This is a genomic window from Micromonospora sp. NPDC005203 (genome assembly GCF_042872705.1).
GTDB lineage: Bacteria > Actinomycetota > Actinomycetes > Mycobacteriales > Micromonosporaceae > Micromonospora.
Genome location: NZ_JBIAKV010000001.1, coordinates 985831 through 1001301, shown reverse-complemented (window position 1 = coordinate 1001301; position 15471 = coordinate 985831). Strand labels below are relative to the sequence as shown.

General features: G+C 68.2%; 11 protein-coding genes. 4 read left to right on the top strand and 7 right to left on the bottom strand.

What is annotated here, in order from left to right; all coding sequences use genetic code 11:
- Window positions 1–15 precede the first annotated feature (15 nt).
- Genes ACFYPM_RS04830 through ACFYPM_RS04820 form a run of 3 tightly spaced genes read right to left on the bottom strand, consistent with a single transcriptional unit; the run spans window position 16 to window position 3283 of the window.
- Window positions 16–510 carry a hypothetical protein gene (locus tag ACFYPM_RS04830; protein ID WP_387191266.1) on the bottom strand — a complete coding sequence of 165 codons (495 nt, stop codon included), beginning with the start codon at window positions 508–510 and terminating at the stop codon, window positions 16–18.
- The gene (locus ACFYPM_RS04825) at window positions 504–878 is read right to left on the bottom strand and encodes a hypothetical protein (RefSeq protein WP_387191265.1); all 375 of its coding nucleotides are present in this window, start codon (window positions 876–878) and stop codon (window positions 504–506) included. Before ACFYPM_RS04825 ends, ACFYPM_RS04830 begins: the two co-directional genes overlap by 7 nt.
- On the bottom strand, window positions 875–3283 hold the full coding sequence (locus ACFYPM_RS04820) for an AAA family ATPase (protein ID WP_387191263.1): 2409 nt from the start codon (window positions 3281–3283) through the stop codon (window positions 875–877). The genes ACFYPM_RS04825 and ACFYPM_RS04820 overlap by 4 nt, the downstream gene beginning before the upstream one ends.
- Before the next feature lie 365 nt (window positions 3284–3648).
- Here ACFYPM_RS04820 and ACFYPM_RS04815 point away from each other — a divergent pair, with 365 nt between their 5' ends.
- The 4 genes from ACFYPM_RS04815 to ACFYPM_RS04800 are packed head-to-tail and all read left to right on the top strand — an operon-like array spanning window position 3649 to window position 11551.
- Window positions 3649–5469 (top strand): SAM-dependent DNA methyltransferase, encoded by a 1821-nt coding sequence (locus ACFYPM_RS04815; protein WP_387191261.1) that lies wholly within the window; start codon window positions 3649–3651, stop codon window positions 5467–5469.
- Between the two features lie 20 nt (window positions 5470–5489).
- Window positions 5490–7106, top strand: coding sequence for an N-6 DNA methylase (locus ACFYPM_RS04810; RefSeq protein WP_387191259.1), 1617 nt, complete (start codon window positions 5490–5492; stop codon window positions 7104–7106).
- Window positions 7099–8304 (top strand): restriction endonuclease subunit S, encoded by a 1206-nt coding sequence (locus ACFYPM_RS04805; RefSeq protein ID WP_387191257.1) that lies wholly within the window; start codon window positions 7099–7101, stop codon window positions 8302–8304. The genes ACFYPM_RS04810 and ACFYPM_RS04805 overlap by 8 nt, the downstream gene beginning before the upstream one ends.
- 31 nt (window positions 8305–8335) lie before the next feature.
- Complete coding sequence (locus ACFYPM_RS04800; protein WP_387191255.1) at window positions 8336–11551, top strand: type I restriction endonuclease subunit R; 3216 nt, start codon at window positions 8336–8338, stop codon at window positions 11549–11551.
- Window positions 11552–11826: 275 nt separating this feature from the next.
- Here ACFYPM_RS04800 and ACFYPM_RS04795 read toward each other — a convergent pair whose 3' ends face one another.
- The 4 genes from ACFYPM_RS04795 to ACFYPM_RS04780 all read right to left on the bottom strand — a co-directional run bounded on the left by ACFYPM_RS04795 (window position 11827) and on the right by ACFYPM_RS04780 (window position 15402).
- Window positions 11827–12450 carry a hypothetical protein gene (locus tag ACFYPM_RS04795; RefSeq protein WP_387191253.1) on the bottom strand — a complete coding sequence of 208 codons (624 nt, stop codon included), beginning with the start codon at window positions 12448–12450 and terminating at the stop codon, window positions 11827–11829.
- 245 nt (window positions 12451–12695) lie between these two features.
- Window positions 12696–13514 carry a hypothetical protein gene (locus ACFYPM_RS04790; RefSeq protein WP_387191251.1) on the bottom strand — a complete coding sequence of 273 codons (819 nt, stop codon included), beginning with the start codon at window positions 13512–13514 and terminating at the stop codon, window positions 12696–12698.
- 516 nt (window positions 13515–14030) lie between these two features.
- Entirely contained in the window at window positions 14031–14699 is a 669-nt protein-coding gene (locus ACFYPM_RS04785) for a GNAT family N-acetyltransferase (RefSeq protein ID WP_387191249.1), read from the bottom strand.
- A 28-nt stretch (window positions 14700–14727) separates the two neighbouring features.
- A complete protein-coding gene (locus tag ACFYPM_RS04780; RefSeq protein ID WP_387191247.1) occupies window positions 14728–15402 on the bottom strand; it encodes a GPP34 family phosphoprotein in 675 nt (224 codons plus the stop codon).
- Between the last annotated feature and the right edge of the window lie 69 nt (window positions 15403–15471).

Genomic DNA, 15471 nt, shown 5'->3' with positions numbered 1-15471 from the left:
TGGGGGAAGTCAGGGTCAGCGGGAGACGGCGGCCGGCGGCTTCGGCGGCTCGTGAAAAAGGTTGGTGGCATCGACGGTGGCACTGACCAGGGCGCACGTCGTCGCGGTGAGGGCGAGCCAGAATGCCACGGTGCTCTTCCAGTCCTCGGCGATCTTTACCGTCACCACCTCGGCAGCCTCTGTAGCCTCGGCGGACCGGCTCGGCCGGTTGCTCGGGTCAGGCTGACGACGCCAGCCGAAGCGGGCGAAGAACTTGGCCCAGGTGTGGCTCGACCGGCCGCAGCCGAAGATCACCCCGTTGACCTTCCGTCCGCACCGGCCGCCGTTCTGGGTGGTCACGCCGCACGTCGTCGGCGCCTTCACGGCGAGCAGCCAGGCCGGGATGGCGATCGCGATCGACGCCGACCAAGCAAGGCTGATGAGGTCGAGCGTGACGAGGTAGTAGACGACGCCGACGATGGCCAACGCCTCAACGCCGAGGATCAGCATGGCCTGATCTCGCTTCAGCATGTGGGTGCCTCCGAGTGGTCAAGGAGCGCGACGATTTCGACGAGTTCGGCGCGGAGCCGGGTCAGCTCGGCTGCGGTGACGCCGAGTTCGTAGTGGTGGTGGTGACCGGCGCGGGACAGCGCCCACCACAGGTAGCTGGCCCGGCGCCCAAGGTCGGGGCCGGCGTAGTGGGCGAGCAGCAGCAGCTTCGGCCGCTGCACCCGGGTCCGTCCGATCTCCGGACAGGCCCGGGCCCAGTACCGGTCCATCGCCGATTCCAGTTCGTGGCGCAGCAGCCACGCGCACGCACGGGGCCAGGCGCCGCGGGCGCCTCGGATGACGCTGCTGAGCATCCGGTCGGCGGTGGCGAGGTACAGGGACGTCGTCATCGCAACCGCCCCACGAGCGCAGCCGTGTTGGTGACCATCGCCCGGACGGGCATGCTCCGGTGGCCGTGGACCGCCTGCGCCACTGCTTTAACCGTCCGGGTGGCCTGCGGGCCGTAGTCACGGTCGAGACGAGCGAAAAGCTCCGGACGGGGTACGACACGGCCGAAGAGCCCGAGACTGAGCCGGTCCTTGACGGTGTGCACCCGACTGAGCCCTTCCAGGATCTCCTGGTAGGGCGTGCCGCGCCGATGCTCGGCGGCCCGGTAGCGATCCATGCTCACCGACTCGATCGCGGACCGGCAGAACCCGGCGACCATCAGGTACTTCGCCTCGTCCGAGATCTCCGCGGCGACCAGGGCGCGGGCATCGTCGAGGTAGCGGTCTGCCGGGTCGCAGACCTTCCGGACCTCGACGATCGAGCCTTCGCGGCGAGTGACCTCCCGGACGTCGGCCTCGATGTCGAGACGGCGGATCGCTTCCGGCAGCCGGTCGTCGTGGGTGAACACGATGACCTGCCGGGTCAGGGCGACCTCCCGCAACACCTCGGCCAGGCCGTCAATCTTGGTGGGGTCCATGCTCTGCACCGGGTCGTCGATGATAACGAACCGGTACGGGCTGGCCTCGGCGCAGGCACGGGGCAGGAAGACCGCCAGGCCGAGGGCGTGCAGCTCACCCTGGCTCATCACCGCGAGCGCGCTGGTCTCGACGCCGTCGGCGGCCACGGGGAACAGGACCCGGCGGGTGTTGTTCACTCCTTCCATCCGCAGCCGGTGCAGCTCGACGTTGCTCTCCTGCCGCAGCTTCTGCCATACCCGGTCCGACTGGGCGGCGAAGCTGCCCAGTCGGTCGGCCCGAATCGCCCTCTCGGCGGTGTCGAGAGCCGCACGAGCCTTGGTGAGCAGAGCCAGGGCCGGCGCCTCGGCGCGGGCCACGACCGCGGCGTCGACCCACCGGCGGATCGCGGCACCGGGCTCGCGCCAAGCGTCGTGACGCTGGGCGAGCCAGCCGGCCGCCGCCTTCACGAGGGCGGTGTACGCCGCGACGACACTGTCCCAAGCGGCCCGATCGGGGCCGAGCCCGGCGAGAGCTTCGCGCATCGCCGCGCTCTCCCCAGGGATGTGGGGTGCCAGCTCCACAGCGGCCGGTTCCAGCAGCCGGTGGATGTCACGGAGCAGCCCGTCGACCGTACGGCGGGCGTGCGCGTGAGCCTGCTGGGCGGCTCGTGCCGCTGCGGCGACCGCGGCCATTCTGGCGAGTTCCTCCTCGGCCTGCGTACGCCAGTCCTCGTCCAGGGTGCCGACGCGACACACCGGGCAAGCACCGTTCCCGCGATCGTGGTGCACGTCGAGCGCGGCCCGCAGCAGCCGAGCGCTCCGATCCGCGGCGCCACTGTCGGTTGCGGTCACCTCGCGCATCGCCGCCACAGACTCGGCGAGGGCAACCAGCGCCGCACCGAGGTTGGGCAAGTCCTGCTCGGCGAGCCGCCGGGCGGCTGCCGCTGCAGGTTCCTCCGACATGGCGGTGTCGCTGCAGGCGAGGTCAGCCAGCAGGGTCAGGTTTGCGCGGAGCGGACGGGCACCGAGCGCGCTCAGGGCGTCGCGGGCGCGGTCGTCGTCGATCTGGCCGAGCCGTTCGCGCAGCTCGGTGAAGGCCGCCTTGAGCGCCTTGGCCCGGTCGTCGTAGACCTTGCGCCGCCGCTGCAGCCGGGCATCGGTCTCACGTAGCGGGCCAAGACCGAGGATCGGCGCGATCGCGTCGTACAGTTCAGCCGGCTTCGCGGTGATGACCCGTTCGAGGTCACGGGCGGACAGGAACGGCCGGTACCTGGTGGCCTGCCCGATCCACTCCGGCGCCTGACCCGGCGGCATCGCGGCGCCGCCCGTGGTCGTGGTGACCGTCGCGGAGGTCAGATCGGTGGCCCCGGCCGGCCAGGTGCGGTGGGTCGCCACCTGCTGGCCGGAGTCGAGCCGAAGGCTGAGGCGGATCTCCGATGCGCCGTCGTGGTGCAGGTTCCGCCAGCCCTCGCGGAAGGCCGGCGGGCGCTGCGCCCAGCGCAGGGAGTCCTCGGTCAGCGCGTACTCGACGGCCTCGGCGATGCTGGACTTCCCGGAGCCGTTGCGGCCCACGAACACGGTCAGCCCGGTCTTGGGCAGCCGCCCGACCGTGACCTGCTGACCGATCCCGCGGAAGCCGGCAACCCGGACCTCTTCCAGGAATGCCTGCGGCGTTGCACCGCCCGCCTCACTCGGCTCGGGCGACGGCGGAAGGGCCTCCCCTCGCAGTACGTCATCGAGAACCTGCTCGCCGTGGAAGGCGGCAAGAACCAGGTCGCTGACCGGGCCGGGCACCTGGGACCGCTGAAGGCGGTCGGTGAGCTCTTGGTAGAGCGTGAGCGTGTCGTTCATCAGACCCCCTGATGTCGTTGGCGCATCGAGGGAACCGCAGATTGGTCGCCTACACTGCCCTACACACTGTTATCCCGGGATAACAGATCCACGTTCTTCTTCGACGCTCCAGGATTCGTACCGTGACCGCCAGAGCGAGGAGGTGAGCCATGGAGACGGAGCTGATGTCGCAGCGCGAAATCGCGCAGCTCGCGCGCGTCAAAAAGCCTGCGGTCACCACGTGGCGCCGGCGGCACCCCGACTTCCCTGCACCCGTGCCGGGCAACCACGGCCAGCCTCTATTTCCCGCAGACGCCGTCGTGGCTTGGCTACTCCGTAGCGGGCTTGGCCACGCCGACCCGGACACCTTGCGCGCCGAGCGGTCCATGCACACGCTGGCGGCGTACGCCCGGCGGCACGGCGGCCGACGCACGATCGTCGTCCTCGGCGCCGCGCTCTGCCTCCGCCACCTCACCGGCCAGGCACTGCCAGCCGATCCTCTGCCGCTGGCTCGCCGTCTCGATCCCGATGACGAGTTTCTGCTGCATGAGCTGGCTGACGCACCGGAACCGACCGGGCTCGCCCAACTGGTCGAGCAACTGATCGAGGGAGCCTTCGACCCCTGGCACAGCTGTCAGTTCCTGCTCAACTCCGCCAACCGCCTCGGCTGGCCCGAGCTGACAGCGGACGCACTCACCCCGGAGACGGTAGCCCTGATCCGTCGGGTGGCCGACGTGCCGACCCAGCTGCGCGCCCATCGCGCCGTAACCATCGCCGACGGCAACGCGGGCACAGGCGACCTACTGACAGCGCTGGTAAGCGACCAGGACCGCGACAATCTGCGAGTCAACGCGGTCGTCGCCGACGAGGAACTCGCCCGTCTGGTGCGCAGGCGGCTACTCCTCGCCGAGTTGCCCGAGTTCCAGTTCGACGTGCGCGCCGATGAGTTGAACGAGGAGTTCGCCGAGCCTGACCTCATCGTCACCCGGCTGCCCTACCAGCCGGCGGAGAACCGGCACGCCCTCGCCGACCTCAACCGGGTCGAAGCGATCGCCGATCTGCTCGGTCCGGGCCGCACGGCCATCGTCGTCGGTCCCGCCAGCAGCCTCGTCGACCAACTACGGGACGGGCAGGCGGCGTTGCGCCGGTTGGCGCTGCTGAACAGCGGCATCGTCGAGGCAATTGTGCAACTGCCGGGCGGCGTCTACCCGGCCAGGCCAGGTCATCGCGCCGCTTTGTGGTTGCTGACCAGGGACCCGATCCCCGCCGCCAAGGGCCGCGTGCTACTCGCCGACCTCAGCGGTCACGCGCTTGACCAACCTGCTGTCGAGTCGGCGGCCGAGGACATCCTCCTCTGGCGCGCCGAGGGTCACCGCAGCGACGGCCACGAACCGCGCACCGGCCGAATCGTCCCGCTGGAGAGCCTCGACCTACGCCGGGCTGCCGCGCTCCGGCCGCCCGGTCCAGCGTCAGTCACCCTGCGTGCCCGCCTGGCCGCCGACCGCCCCGCACTCGTCGGCGAGGTCGAGGGTCGTCTCACCGACGCGGAGCAGGAGGCCGTCCGGTACGGGAAGGAGAACGGCTTCCTGAACACCGGAGCGGTACAGCGCGATGGGATCAGACCGAAGGAGCTTTCTTGCGAGGCGCTCCGAACGGCTCGCCGGGTCCGCCCCCTCACCGGGCACCGCCTCAACCCCGAGCATGTCGGACCGCGAGGTCACCACCGGGTCATCGGCGCGGCGGAGGTACTCGCGCAGTCGTCCAAGCGCTGGATGGACCGGCTCACCCTCGCCGCGCACTATTCGCAGGTCGCCCTCACCGAACCTGGTGACATCGTGGTCACCAGCGTCCCCCGGTTCGGGGTCCTCCTCGACAACGACGGCTTCTCGGTGATCGAGTTCCCCGCCAGCGGCCTGCGCATCTCATTTGGCGACCCGCTCACGCCCCGAGTGCTGACGGCACTCCTGGGTACCGCCCGCAACATGACACGCAGCCCTGGTGCAGTGCGGGGCCCGAGAATGATGGACGCCACTATTCCCGACCTGGCCCGGGACGAGGCGGCCCGCCTGGACGACGTGCTGCGCCGTCTGGAGGAACGCGATGACCTACTGCAGCGGCAGGCCGACCTCTTGGCCACGTTGCGCGAACTCATCGTGACCGGCTTCGCCGACGGCACCCTCACGACTCTGTACGGTACGAACTTCTGAACGAGAGATCGGAACACACAGTGCCCCCACGCAAACGCGCCAACGGCCAGGCCGAGCTGTTCGGCGTGTCCAGCACCAAGCAGATCCAGGACATCCTGTGGAAGGCCGCCGACAAGCTGCGCGGCTCCATGGACGCCGCTCAGTACAAGGAGTTCGTCCTCGGCCTGGTCTTCCTCAAGTACGTCTCAGACGCGTTCGCCGAACGCCGCGACCAGATCAAGGACAGCCTCGCCGACATCCCGGAGAACCGCCGCGCCCAGTTCCTCGACGATCGCGATGAGTACGCCAGCGCCAACGTCTTCTGGGTCCCGGAGACCGCCCGCTGGGACTACCTGGTGGAGAACGCCCCCAGCGGCGTCGGCGAGCTGCTGGACAACGCCATGGACGCGATCATGCGGGAGAACCCGGCGCTGACCGGCGTCCTCCCGAAGATCTTCAACCGGGACAACGTCGACCAGAAACGGCTGAAGGAACTCGTCGACTTGATCAGCGACGCCCGCTTCACCGGCCACGGCGATCGGAAGGCACAGGACGTCCTCGGCGAGGTGTACGAGTACTTCCTGGAACGCTTCGCCCGAGCCGAGGGCAAACGGGCCGGCGAGTTCTACACCCCGTCCAGCGTGGTGCGGGTACTTGTCGAGGTGCTGGAACCCTACGAGGGTCGGGTTTACGACCCGTGCTGCGGATCCGGCGGCATGTTCGTACAGTCCAAGAAGTTCGTCGAGGCCCGCGCCGGCCGCGACCACACCCACGACATCGCCGTCTACGGCCAGGAAGCCAACGAGCGTACCTGGCGACTGGCGAAGATGAACCTCGCCATCCACGGCATGGATCCAGTCGGCATCGGTGACCGATGGGCCGACACGTTCGCCGACGACAAGCACCCGGACCGGCGGGCCGACTTCATCATTGCCAACCCGCCGTTCAACATGAGCGACTGGGCGCGCAAGGTGGGTGACCCGCGCTGGCGCTACGGGACGCCGCCGCAGAGCAACGCCAACTACGCCTGGCTCCAGCACATACTCTCTAAGCTCGGCGACCGCGGAAGCGCTGGCGTCGTCCTCGCCAACGGCTCAATGTCCTCGAAGCAATCAGGCGAAGGCGAGATCCGCCGCGCGATGGTCGAAGCGGACATGGTGGCCTGCATGGTCGCGCTCCCGCCGAACTTGTTCCGCACCACCGCGATCCCCGCCTGCCTCTGGTTCTTGACCAAGGACAAGACCCCGCAAGGCGCGAAGGCGCTGACCGACCGGCGCGGCGAGATCCTCTTCATCGACGCCCGCGCCCTCGGCACGATGGTCGACCGCACCGAACGCATCCTCGCCGACGATGACATCGCGAAAATCGCCAACACCTACCACGCCTGGCGCGGAACCAAGTCTGCACAGACCAAGGGTCATACGTACGAGGACAGTCCCGGCTTCTGCTACTCCGCGAAGCTCGACGAGGTGGCCGCCCACGACCACGCCCTCACCCCCGGCCGCTACGTCGGCGCTGCCGAAGCCGAAGAGGACCCGGACGCCGAGCCGCTTGCGGATCGGATCGACCGCCTTACCAAGGAGCTGTATGCCCACTTCGATGAGTCGTCGCGGCTCGAAGCAGTCGTCCGCGACCAGCTCGGGAGGCTTGATGCCTGACTGGCCGATGGTTCGCTTAGAAGAGTTGGCGGCTAGCGAGAGAAGCTCGATATCGAAGCCTTACGGCTCGGCATTCACCGCCAAAGACTACGTTGAGTCCGGAATCCCCATGGTGCGGGGAGCAAACCTGGGAACAGGAAAATTCATCGATGAAAACTTCGTATACATCTCCGAAAGCAAGGCAGATAAAGCGCCTGGAGCAAATCTTCAAGGAGGCGACCTGGTATTTACCCATCGGGGTGTCATCGGTCAAGTAGCAATGGTGCCACGCTCACCAAGGTTCCCCCGATATATCGTCTCAACAAGTCAGGTCAAGGCTCGCCTCGATTCAAATATCGCCCTACCGGAATTTTACCTATACTGGTTCCTTTCGCCTGCCGGCCAGCGCGCATTGCTTAGCGGAATATCGACGGTTGGAGTTCCAGGGCTGGCCCAACCTGTCGCAACGATCAAAGCCATCCGCGTTCCACATCCTCCACTAGCGGTGCAGCGAGCGACAGCAGAAGCCCTTGGTGCACTAGATGAAAGAATTGCGGCCAACGGCCGCATCGCAGCCGTGGCCGACATGCTTCGTTCGGCACTCCTGACCGACGCGCAGCAGCAGCCGAGCGAGTTCGTGGCCCAGCCTTTATCGCAGGTGGCCGAGTTCATCAACGGCCGCGCCTTCACGAAGGGCGCTACTGGAAATGGCCGCATGGTAGTCCGCATCGCGGAAATTAACTCCGGCCCGGGACCAGCTACGGTTTACAACGATATAGTGGTAGACGAGAAGCACCTCGCCCGCCCTGGCGACGTGCTATTCTCCTGGTCCGGCTCTCTTACAGTCGCGCGCTGGTTCAGGCCCGAGGCAATTATCAATCAGCATATCTTCAAGGTGATCCCGCATGGCGACACCCCGAAGTGGCTCGCCTTTGAAGCGGTGAAATCAAAACTAGCTGATTATCGAGCCATCGCCGCAGACAAAGCGACCACGATGGGGCACATTCAGCGACGCCACCTAGACGAAGAGGTGGTTATGCCGATCCCCGAAGCCATCGACCGTCTCGATCGACAGGCGGGGAGCCTGTGGCAGCGCGCGTTAGTTGCCGAGCAGGAGTCCCTGACGCTGGCTGCGCTACGGGACAGCCTGTTGCCAGAGCTGATGTCGGGACGGATGCGGGTCAAGGACGCCGAGAAGGTTGTCGAAGAAGCGGTTTAAGTAAGTAGACGGTTCGCGGGAAGGGGTGGTGATGGGTGTGGGCGGGTGGATGAGCGAGGCGGACTGGGAGGCGCTTGCGCTGGATCAGCTCGGTGAGTTCGGGTGGGAGCCGGGTGCCGGGAAGGATTTCGCGCCGGGGTCGGGGCAGCGGCAGTCTTGGGCCGATCTGGTGCTCGTCGAGGACCTGCGGGCCGCGATCGAGCGGCTCAACCCCGACCTGCTGCCCACGGCGGTCGTCGACGCGGTGCGGGCCGCCACCGACGTGGCCTCTCGGGAGGCGTTCGCCGAGAACCGGGCGGCGCACGAGCGGCTGGTCCACGGCATCCGATCGATCACATACACCGACGCATTCGGTGCCGAGCACAACCCCACCGTGCGCCTGGCCGACCTAAACGACCCCGACTGCAACGTCTACCGGGCGATTAACCAGGTCACGATCGTCGACGGCGACTTCCGGCGCCGGTTCGACCTCGTGCTCTACCTCAACGGACTGCCGGTCGCCATCATCGAGCTAAAGAACGCCGCCGATGAAAACGCAACCCTCACCGGTGCGCACGCCCAACTCCAGGCGTACCTCGCGGAGTTTCCGCTCGCCTTCCGGCACACCGTCCTGTGCCTGATCTCCGACGGGGTCACCGCGAAGTACGGCACCCCGTTCACCCCCTACGAGCACTTCGCGCCGTGGAACGTCGACGACGAGGGGGAACGGGTCGACACCACCTCGCCGGACTACGACGGCCCGGAGGCGCTCACCGTCGCCCTCTACGGCCTGTTCAACCAGCGGCGCTTCCTGCAGCTCACCGGCGGCTTCGTCAACTTCACGTCGAAGGCGAAGCGGATCGCGAAGGCGCACCAACACTTCGCGGTCATCCGGGCCGTCGAGTGCATCGTGCGGGCGTCGCAGAGCGACGGGAAGGCGGGCGTCGTCTGGCACACCCAGGGCTCCGGCAAGTCCGAGGAGATGGTGTGCACGGCGGCGTTGACCGCCCGGCACCCAGCCCTGAAGAACCCGACCACCGTGGTGCTCACCGACCGCACCGACCTCGACGACCAGCTCTTCGACACGTTCCTCGACAGCCAGACGCTGCTGGGCCAGGAGCCGGAGCAGGCCGACACCCGCGCCGAACTGCGGCAAAAGCTGTCGAACCGGAACGCCGGCGGCATCATCTTCACCACGTTGCAGAAGTTCGGGCGTACGAAAGAAGAGCGCGACGCCGGGAGGCCGCATCCGCTTCTTTCCGATCGGCGCAACATCCTGGTGATCGTCGACGAGGCACACCGCAGCCACTACGACAGCCTGGACGGCTACGCCCGGCATCTCCGCGACGCGCTACCGCACGCCACGTTCATCGCCTTCACCGGCACCCCGATCGCCACCGCCGAGGTGAACACTCAGGCCGTCTTTGGCGACTACATCGACGTGTACGACCTCAAGCGTGCCGTCGATGACGAGGCGACCGTGCGGGTCTACCACGAGCCGCGGATCATCCCGGTGTCACTGCCGCCCGACATCGACCCGGACAGCATCGACGAGCAGGTGGAGACGCTCACCGCCAGCCTGGACGACGCAGAGCGGCGTAGGGCCGAGGCGTACGCGGCCACCATGAACACCGTCTACGGCGCCCCCGACCGGGTCGAGACCCTCGCAAAGGACCTCGTCGAGCACTGGGAGAAACGGCGGGAGCTGATGCGGCCGCAGCTCGGCGGACCGGGCAAGGCCATGCTGGTCTGCGCGACCCGGGAGATCTGCGTCCGCGTCTTCGACGCCCTCAAGGAGCTGCGGCCTGACTGGTTGGACTCGGCCGTCGACAAGGGCAAGATGAAGATCGTCTTCCATGGGGTGCCCAGCGACAAGGAGGTGCTACGCCCGCACCACCTGCGCCCGTCGCAGCAAAAGACCATCCAGGCCCGCGCCAAGGACCCGGACGACGAGCTGGAGCTGCTGATCGTGCACTCGATGCTGCTGACCGGCTACGATGCGCCGCCGATCCACACCATCTACATGGACCGGCCAATGAAAGGCGCCAACCTGATGCAGGCGCTCGCCCGGGTGAACCGCCGGTTCCGGGAGAAGCAGGACGGCCTGCTGGTCGGCTACGCCCCGCTGACCGAGAACCTGCGCAAGGCACTCACCGAGTACACGCCCAGCGACCAGAAAGACCAGACCCTCGGCCGCGAGATCGAGCGTGCCATCAGTGAGGTGCACAACGAGATCTCCGTCCTCGAGGCCATGCTGACCCCGGTCAAGTGGCGCAAGATCCTGGACGACGAGACGGACCCGACCCGCTGGCGCCGGGCGGTGAAGAAGGCTGCCAACTTCCTACGCAACCCACGGACCCCCGGCAACGACGTCGAACCCGGCACGAAGCCGCTGCACCGGCGGTTCCGTGACTCGGCGGGCCGGCTCGAACGGTTCTACACGCTCTGCGCGACCAGCCGCGACTTCGTAGAACGTGCCGGTGACATCCATGGGATGCGCCGAGACATCCACTACTTCCGCGACGTGCGGGTCTGGATCGTCAAGGAGGAGGCCGCCGACCGGGAGGCCAAAGGCCTTCCCAACACGGCCGAGGTGGAACGCTACCTGTCCCAGCTCGCCGCCGAGGTGGTCGATGCCGCCGACATCACCGACATCTACGAGGAGGCGGGCCTCGGCAAGCTCGACATTACCGAGCTCAACGGGGTGGCGTTGCAGCGCCTGCAGAACTCGGAGACCCCGCACCTGGCCGCCGCAGCGCTGCGCCGGCTGATCGAGCGGAAGATGCGCGAGGTCACCAAGCACAACGTGGTCCGTCAGGAACGCTTCTCGGTCCAGCTCGAAGACCTGATGAACCGCTACATGCGCCAGCAGCTGACCAGCGCGCAGCTGATCGTCGAGTTGGTCGAGCTGGCCAAGCAGGTGTCCGCGGACGCGCGGCGGGGCCAGCAGTTCGACCCTCCGCTCAACCACGCCGAACTGGCCTTCTACGACGCCGTTGCCCAGAACGGGGCGGCTACGGAGCTCATGGGCGTTGGCACCCTGGCGGAGATCGCCCGGCAGCTGGTCAAGTCGATCCAGTCGTCGATCACGGTGGACTGGTTCTCGCGCGAGCCGGTACGTGCCAAGCTCCGCAGCCACATCCGCCGTCTGCTGGCCCGCTTCGACTATCCGCCGGACCACGAGCGCGCGGCCGTCGACTTGGTCATTCGCCAGATGGAGACGTTCGCGAACGAGTGGGTTCCGGGAGGTCCGGCCTCGCAACGGTGACAGGATCGGGCGGCGTACGCCCAGTCGAATGGTTGGGCTACGCGTCTCGGTGACGCGGAGTAGATTGTGGTCCGATCCGCATCTGGTGACGGTGGTTGTGGTGTGACTCACCCGTGTCCGTTCTGACGTTATTTATCCCGCTCTAAGCGTCAGTCAATCGGATAAATTTTGCAAGATCACGAAGTTGAGGCGTTCGTAGAATCTGACAGAAGCCGTTTTGGTTAGTGCAGAGACCTTCAGGTCGTTCGTGGCAGCGGCGGAGGCGAGGGCGGCCGTCAGCCCAGCCGATCACAGATGGTGGCAGCGGCGGCGGCGAGGATTTCGTCGTCCGGGTGGTGGTGGGCGGCGATGTCGAGGACGGCGTTGGCTTCTGCGGGGCGGTGGGCGAGTGCCTCGGCGAGGTTGATGGCCGCGGTCAGGAACTCGCGGGATACCGCTTGCTGGTGTCGGGCGAGCCAGAGGTATGCGGTGTTGGCGGCGAGGGGCCCGCGGTAGGCGGCGACGGCGCGGCGGAGGGCGGCGGTGCTGGTGGCGTGCTGGGCTGCGGTGATGGCGTCGCGCATGGTCCAGAGGTCGACGTCGAAGGCGTCGGTGTCGAGGGTGTAGTGGTGTCGGCGTAGTCGCAGGTAGGTGTTGTCGCCGCTGATGGTGCGGAAGGTCTGGCGCAGGTTGTAGGTGTAGGTGTGCAGCCGTTGCGTGGCCAGGCGGTGCGTCGGCTCGGGGAGGAGGTCGCCGAGAATATCGTGCTGGTAGGCCGATCCTCCGCGCACGATCAGGTAGACGAGGAATTCCATCGCCTGTGGGCGGATGTGCTGCCCGTCGGGGACGCCGAGGATGGTAGGTGTGCCGAGCACCTGGACCCGGATCCGGTTCGCTCCGACATCGGCCTGCCGGCTCACGGGGTGGGCGAGGACGCGAGGGCTCGGCGGTTCAGCGTTGTGACCGCCCTCGGACGTGATCGTGGGAGGGTTTTCCGGTCGCGAGTCGATCATGGCTGGGCGCCAGTGACCGTCCCCGACTTCGCGTGTGAGGACTCGGTGCTCATTGACGCAACGGTACAGATCCCGTCGGCCTGTCGGTCCGGTCGCACGCGTGCCGCCTGCTCGACGGCTGGACACGTGACCGTCGGCGGTGCCGAAAGGTCTCAGTTCCCCGCCTGGCTGTGCTGCCGCTGGTTTTCCGCGGCATCGAACTCGATGTCGGGGTGGTTGTGTCCGCGGTCTGCGCAGTGCCGCCGCAGCTCGTTCAAGTGTTGAAGCATGCGGGCGGTGGCGGGGTGGTGGGGGTGGGCACGGCGGTGCGTGGTGATCGTGTCGGCGAGGAGGCGTCGGGCGGCGCCGCAGTGGCCGAGGTCGCGCAGGACAAGAGCGAGGGTGGCCTGCATGGCGAGGGTGGGGTGGGCGCCCGGCCCTGCGGTGACGGTGAGTTGGTCGGCGAGGTGCCGGTAGGCGTAGTACGCGCGTTGGTGATGCCCCGCCTGCCGTTGGGCGGTGGCGAGGGTGTGCAGAGCGGCGAGGACGGGCCGGGCGGAGGGTCCGTGCAGGTGCGCGTGACTGTGGTGGGCGTAGCTGGCCCAACGGATCGCGGCGGCGGAGTTGCCGAGGCGGATGAGTAACTCGGCTTGCAGGTGCGCGGCGTCGGCGAGGGCGGGGTTCGCCTCGGCGGTGGCTGGGTCGACGCCGGCGAGGGCGTCACGCAGGACCTCGCGGGCGCGCACGGGGTCGGTGGCGGCGAGAGTTCGGGCTGAGCGCAGCCGATCGGCGAGGGCCGGCGTGGCGTGTTCTGCCGGGGCGAGAGCGACGCGCCAGGTGAAGCGCAGGTCGGTGGCGGTGTGCCCGGCGGTGATGCGGGCGAGGACCCGGCTGGCGTGCGCGGCGGCGAGGTTGGCGCTCTTGGGGTGGCCGGTGGCGGTGATGATGGCGGGTGTGTGGCGCAGGACCGCCCGACCGACGGTATCGGCCACAGCGGCGGCGTCGAGTCCGCGCGGCCGGCAGTTTCCCGGGCATTGGTAGACGAGCCGGTCGCCGTCAGGAGCGCCCGTCATGGGTTGTTCGCAGGTGCGGCAGAGCAGAAGTTCGGCTGACAGAACAACCCGTGACGGGTCTTCGACCAGCTGGGCCTCGGGCGGAGGGGCGGGTGGGGCGGCGCCGGTGGTTCGGGTCCTGCTGACCCACTCCTGCACGAGACGCCGATCGAGGTTCAGCTCGCGGGCGACCGCGGAGATCGGACCACGGTGCCCGTTGTCACGTGCGTCGGCCACCCGTTGGACCGTGGCGCCGATGAAGTCGTCAGAGTACTTGCGGGGGTAGGCCATTGGCTCGACGTTCCTCGGACAGCTCGTTGATGCTCGGACGTGGGTGGCGTTGACCGCTTGGCCAGCGTGTCGGGCAGGCCCGGCGACGACGACAGGCGTCGACAGCCGCGGTCAGCTCGGGCGAAATGCGGGCGTCATGCGCCGCGGCATCCTGCCGCTGAAACCTCAACGTCGTGCCGCTGAGGGGGCGGCGCTTGTCTGATCGGCTGCGGCGGGGTGGGCACGGTTGGTGGGCCAGGTGTCCGAACTGCGGTCGGGATCGCGGCGCATCGGGCACAGCGTCGGTCCGTCGGGCAGCGTGGCCGGCGGTCGTGGGGTGTAGCCGTGGCGGGTGTACAGGGTGTGGGCGTCGGTGGTGGTGTCGGTCCAGGAGGGCAGGTCGATGCGGTCGAGTCGGCTGCGGTGGTGGGTGAGTATCGCCGTGGCCCGTCCCGCGCCTCGGGCGTCGGGGTGTACGGCGAGGAACGCCAGGTGGTAGTGCGGTTCGGTGGGCCGTGACGCGGCCAGCAGGGTGTCGAGCTGGTCGAAACGGTCGGCGTGCGGACCGGCAGCGTCGAGCAGCCGGCTGCGGTAGTTGGCCGGTGGTGGAATGGGCCGGTAGCGGTGGAACCCAACGGTGGCGGCGGTCAGGTCGTCGGCGACGTGGCTGTCGCCGTAGAACATGGCGTGCTCCACCCAGATCGCGAGGACATCGGTTAGTACCCGGCGCCGCCCGGCCGGGTCGGGTACGAGCCACGCGGCGAGCGGGGTTGGATGCAGTGCGGCGGCGATCAGCGCGGCGACGGGGTCTTTGTCTGCCCAGCGGGCGGCGCGGATGCGCATGTCAGTGTCCATCGATTCGGTCTCCTTGTCCTTCGGGTGGTTAGCGGTAGGCGGCGGTGGCGAGGTCACCGACGGCGGCGTCGACGGCCGTGGTTATGTCGCGTACCTGCCGGTGGTGCTGTTCGGCGATGGCCCGCAGTTGAGCGGTGAGGGCGGCGGTGTCCTCGTCGAGGTAGAGGTGTTCGGTCAGGCCCAGGACGGTGACGAGTCCGGCGAGGGCGGCGGTGTGGTTGTCGGGTTGGTCCCGACCGACGGCGAGGTAACGCAGCCGGGCCCGGGCGACGACCGCCCATTTGGTGTCGGTGGCGAGGTACCTGTCGGCGCGGGCCAGGCCGCCGAGGCGGCGATGCGTGGTGTGGCGCAAGATGCCGCCGGCGTGCAGCCCGGCGCGGGTGCGTTCGTACAGGTCGTCGGCGAACCATGTCAGCCATCCCCGCAGGGGTGGGGCGGGGTTGGCGTAGCGGACGGAGGCGATGGCGGTGTCGGCGATCAGGTCGCCGACGGGCCGGTCGAGGTGCAACCACAGCCGCTGTTGCCCGCCCGGGCGGCCGTCGTCGAGGGCGATCCTCCCGGCCAGGAACAGGTCGATCAGGACCGCGCCGGCCATGCCGAGGGCGAGGGCCTGGCGGTGGACGTGGGGTTGGCCGGTGTCGTCGTTATGGCCGAGTAAGAACAGCTCGTCGCGCAGCGGCAGTTGAGGAGTCGACGCGGTCATCGCCTGCCCCTATCGCAGTCTGGTCGCGTGCTGCCGCAGCTGGGCGTGTACCCCGCCGTAGGCGGGGGC

Coding starts and splice junctions, on each gene's coding strand:
- ACFYPM_RS04830 (WP_387191266.1), bottom strand. CDS start 510: ATGCTGAAGCGAGATCAGGCCATGCTGATCCTCGGCGTTGAGGCGTTG.
- ACFYPM_RS04825 (WP_387191265.1), bottom strand. CDS start 878: ATGACGACGTCCCTGTACCTCGCCACCGCCGACCGGATGCTCAGCAGC.
- ACFYPM_RS04820 (WP_387191263.1), bottom strand. CDS start 3,283: ATGAACGACACGCTCACGCTCTACCAAGAGCTCACCGACCGCCTTCAG.
- ACFYPM_RS04815 (WP_387191261.1), top strand. CDS start 3,649: ATGCACACGCTGGCGGCGTACGCCCGGCGGCACGGCGGCCGACGCACG.
- ACFYPM_RS04805 (WP_387191257.1), top strand. CDS start 7,099: ATGCCTGACTGGCCGATGGTTCGCTTAGAAGAGTTGGCGGCTAGCGAG.
- ACFYPM_RS04800 (WP_387191255.1), top strand. CDS start 8,336: ATGGGTGTGGGCGGGTGGATGAGCGAGGCGGACTGGGAGGCGCTTGCG.
- ACFYPM_RS04785 (WP_387191249.1), bottom strand. CDS start 14,699: ATGGACACTGACATGCGCATCCGCGCCGCCCGCTGGGCAGACAAAGAC.
- ACFYPM_RS04780 (WP_387191247.1), bottom strand. CDS start 15,402: ATGACCGCGTCGACTCCTCAACTGCCGCTGCGCGACGAGCTGTTCTTA.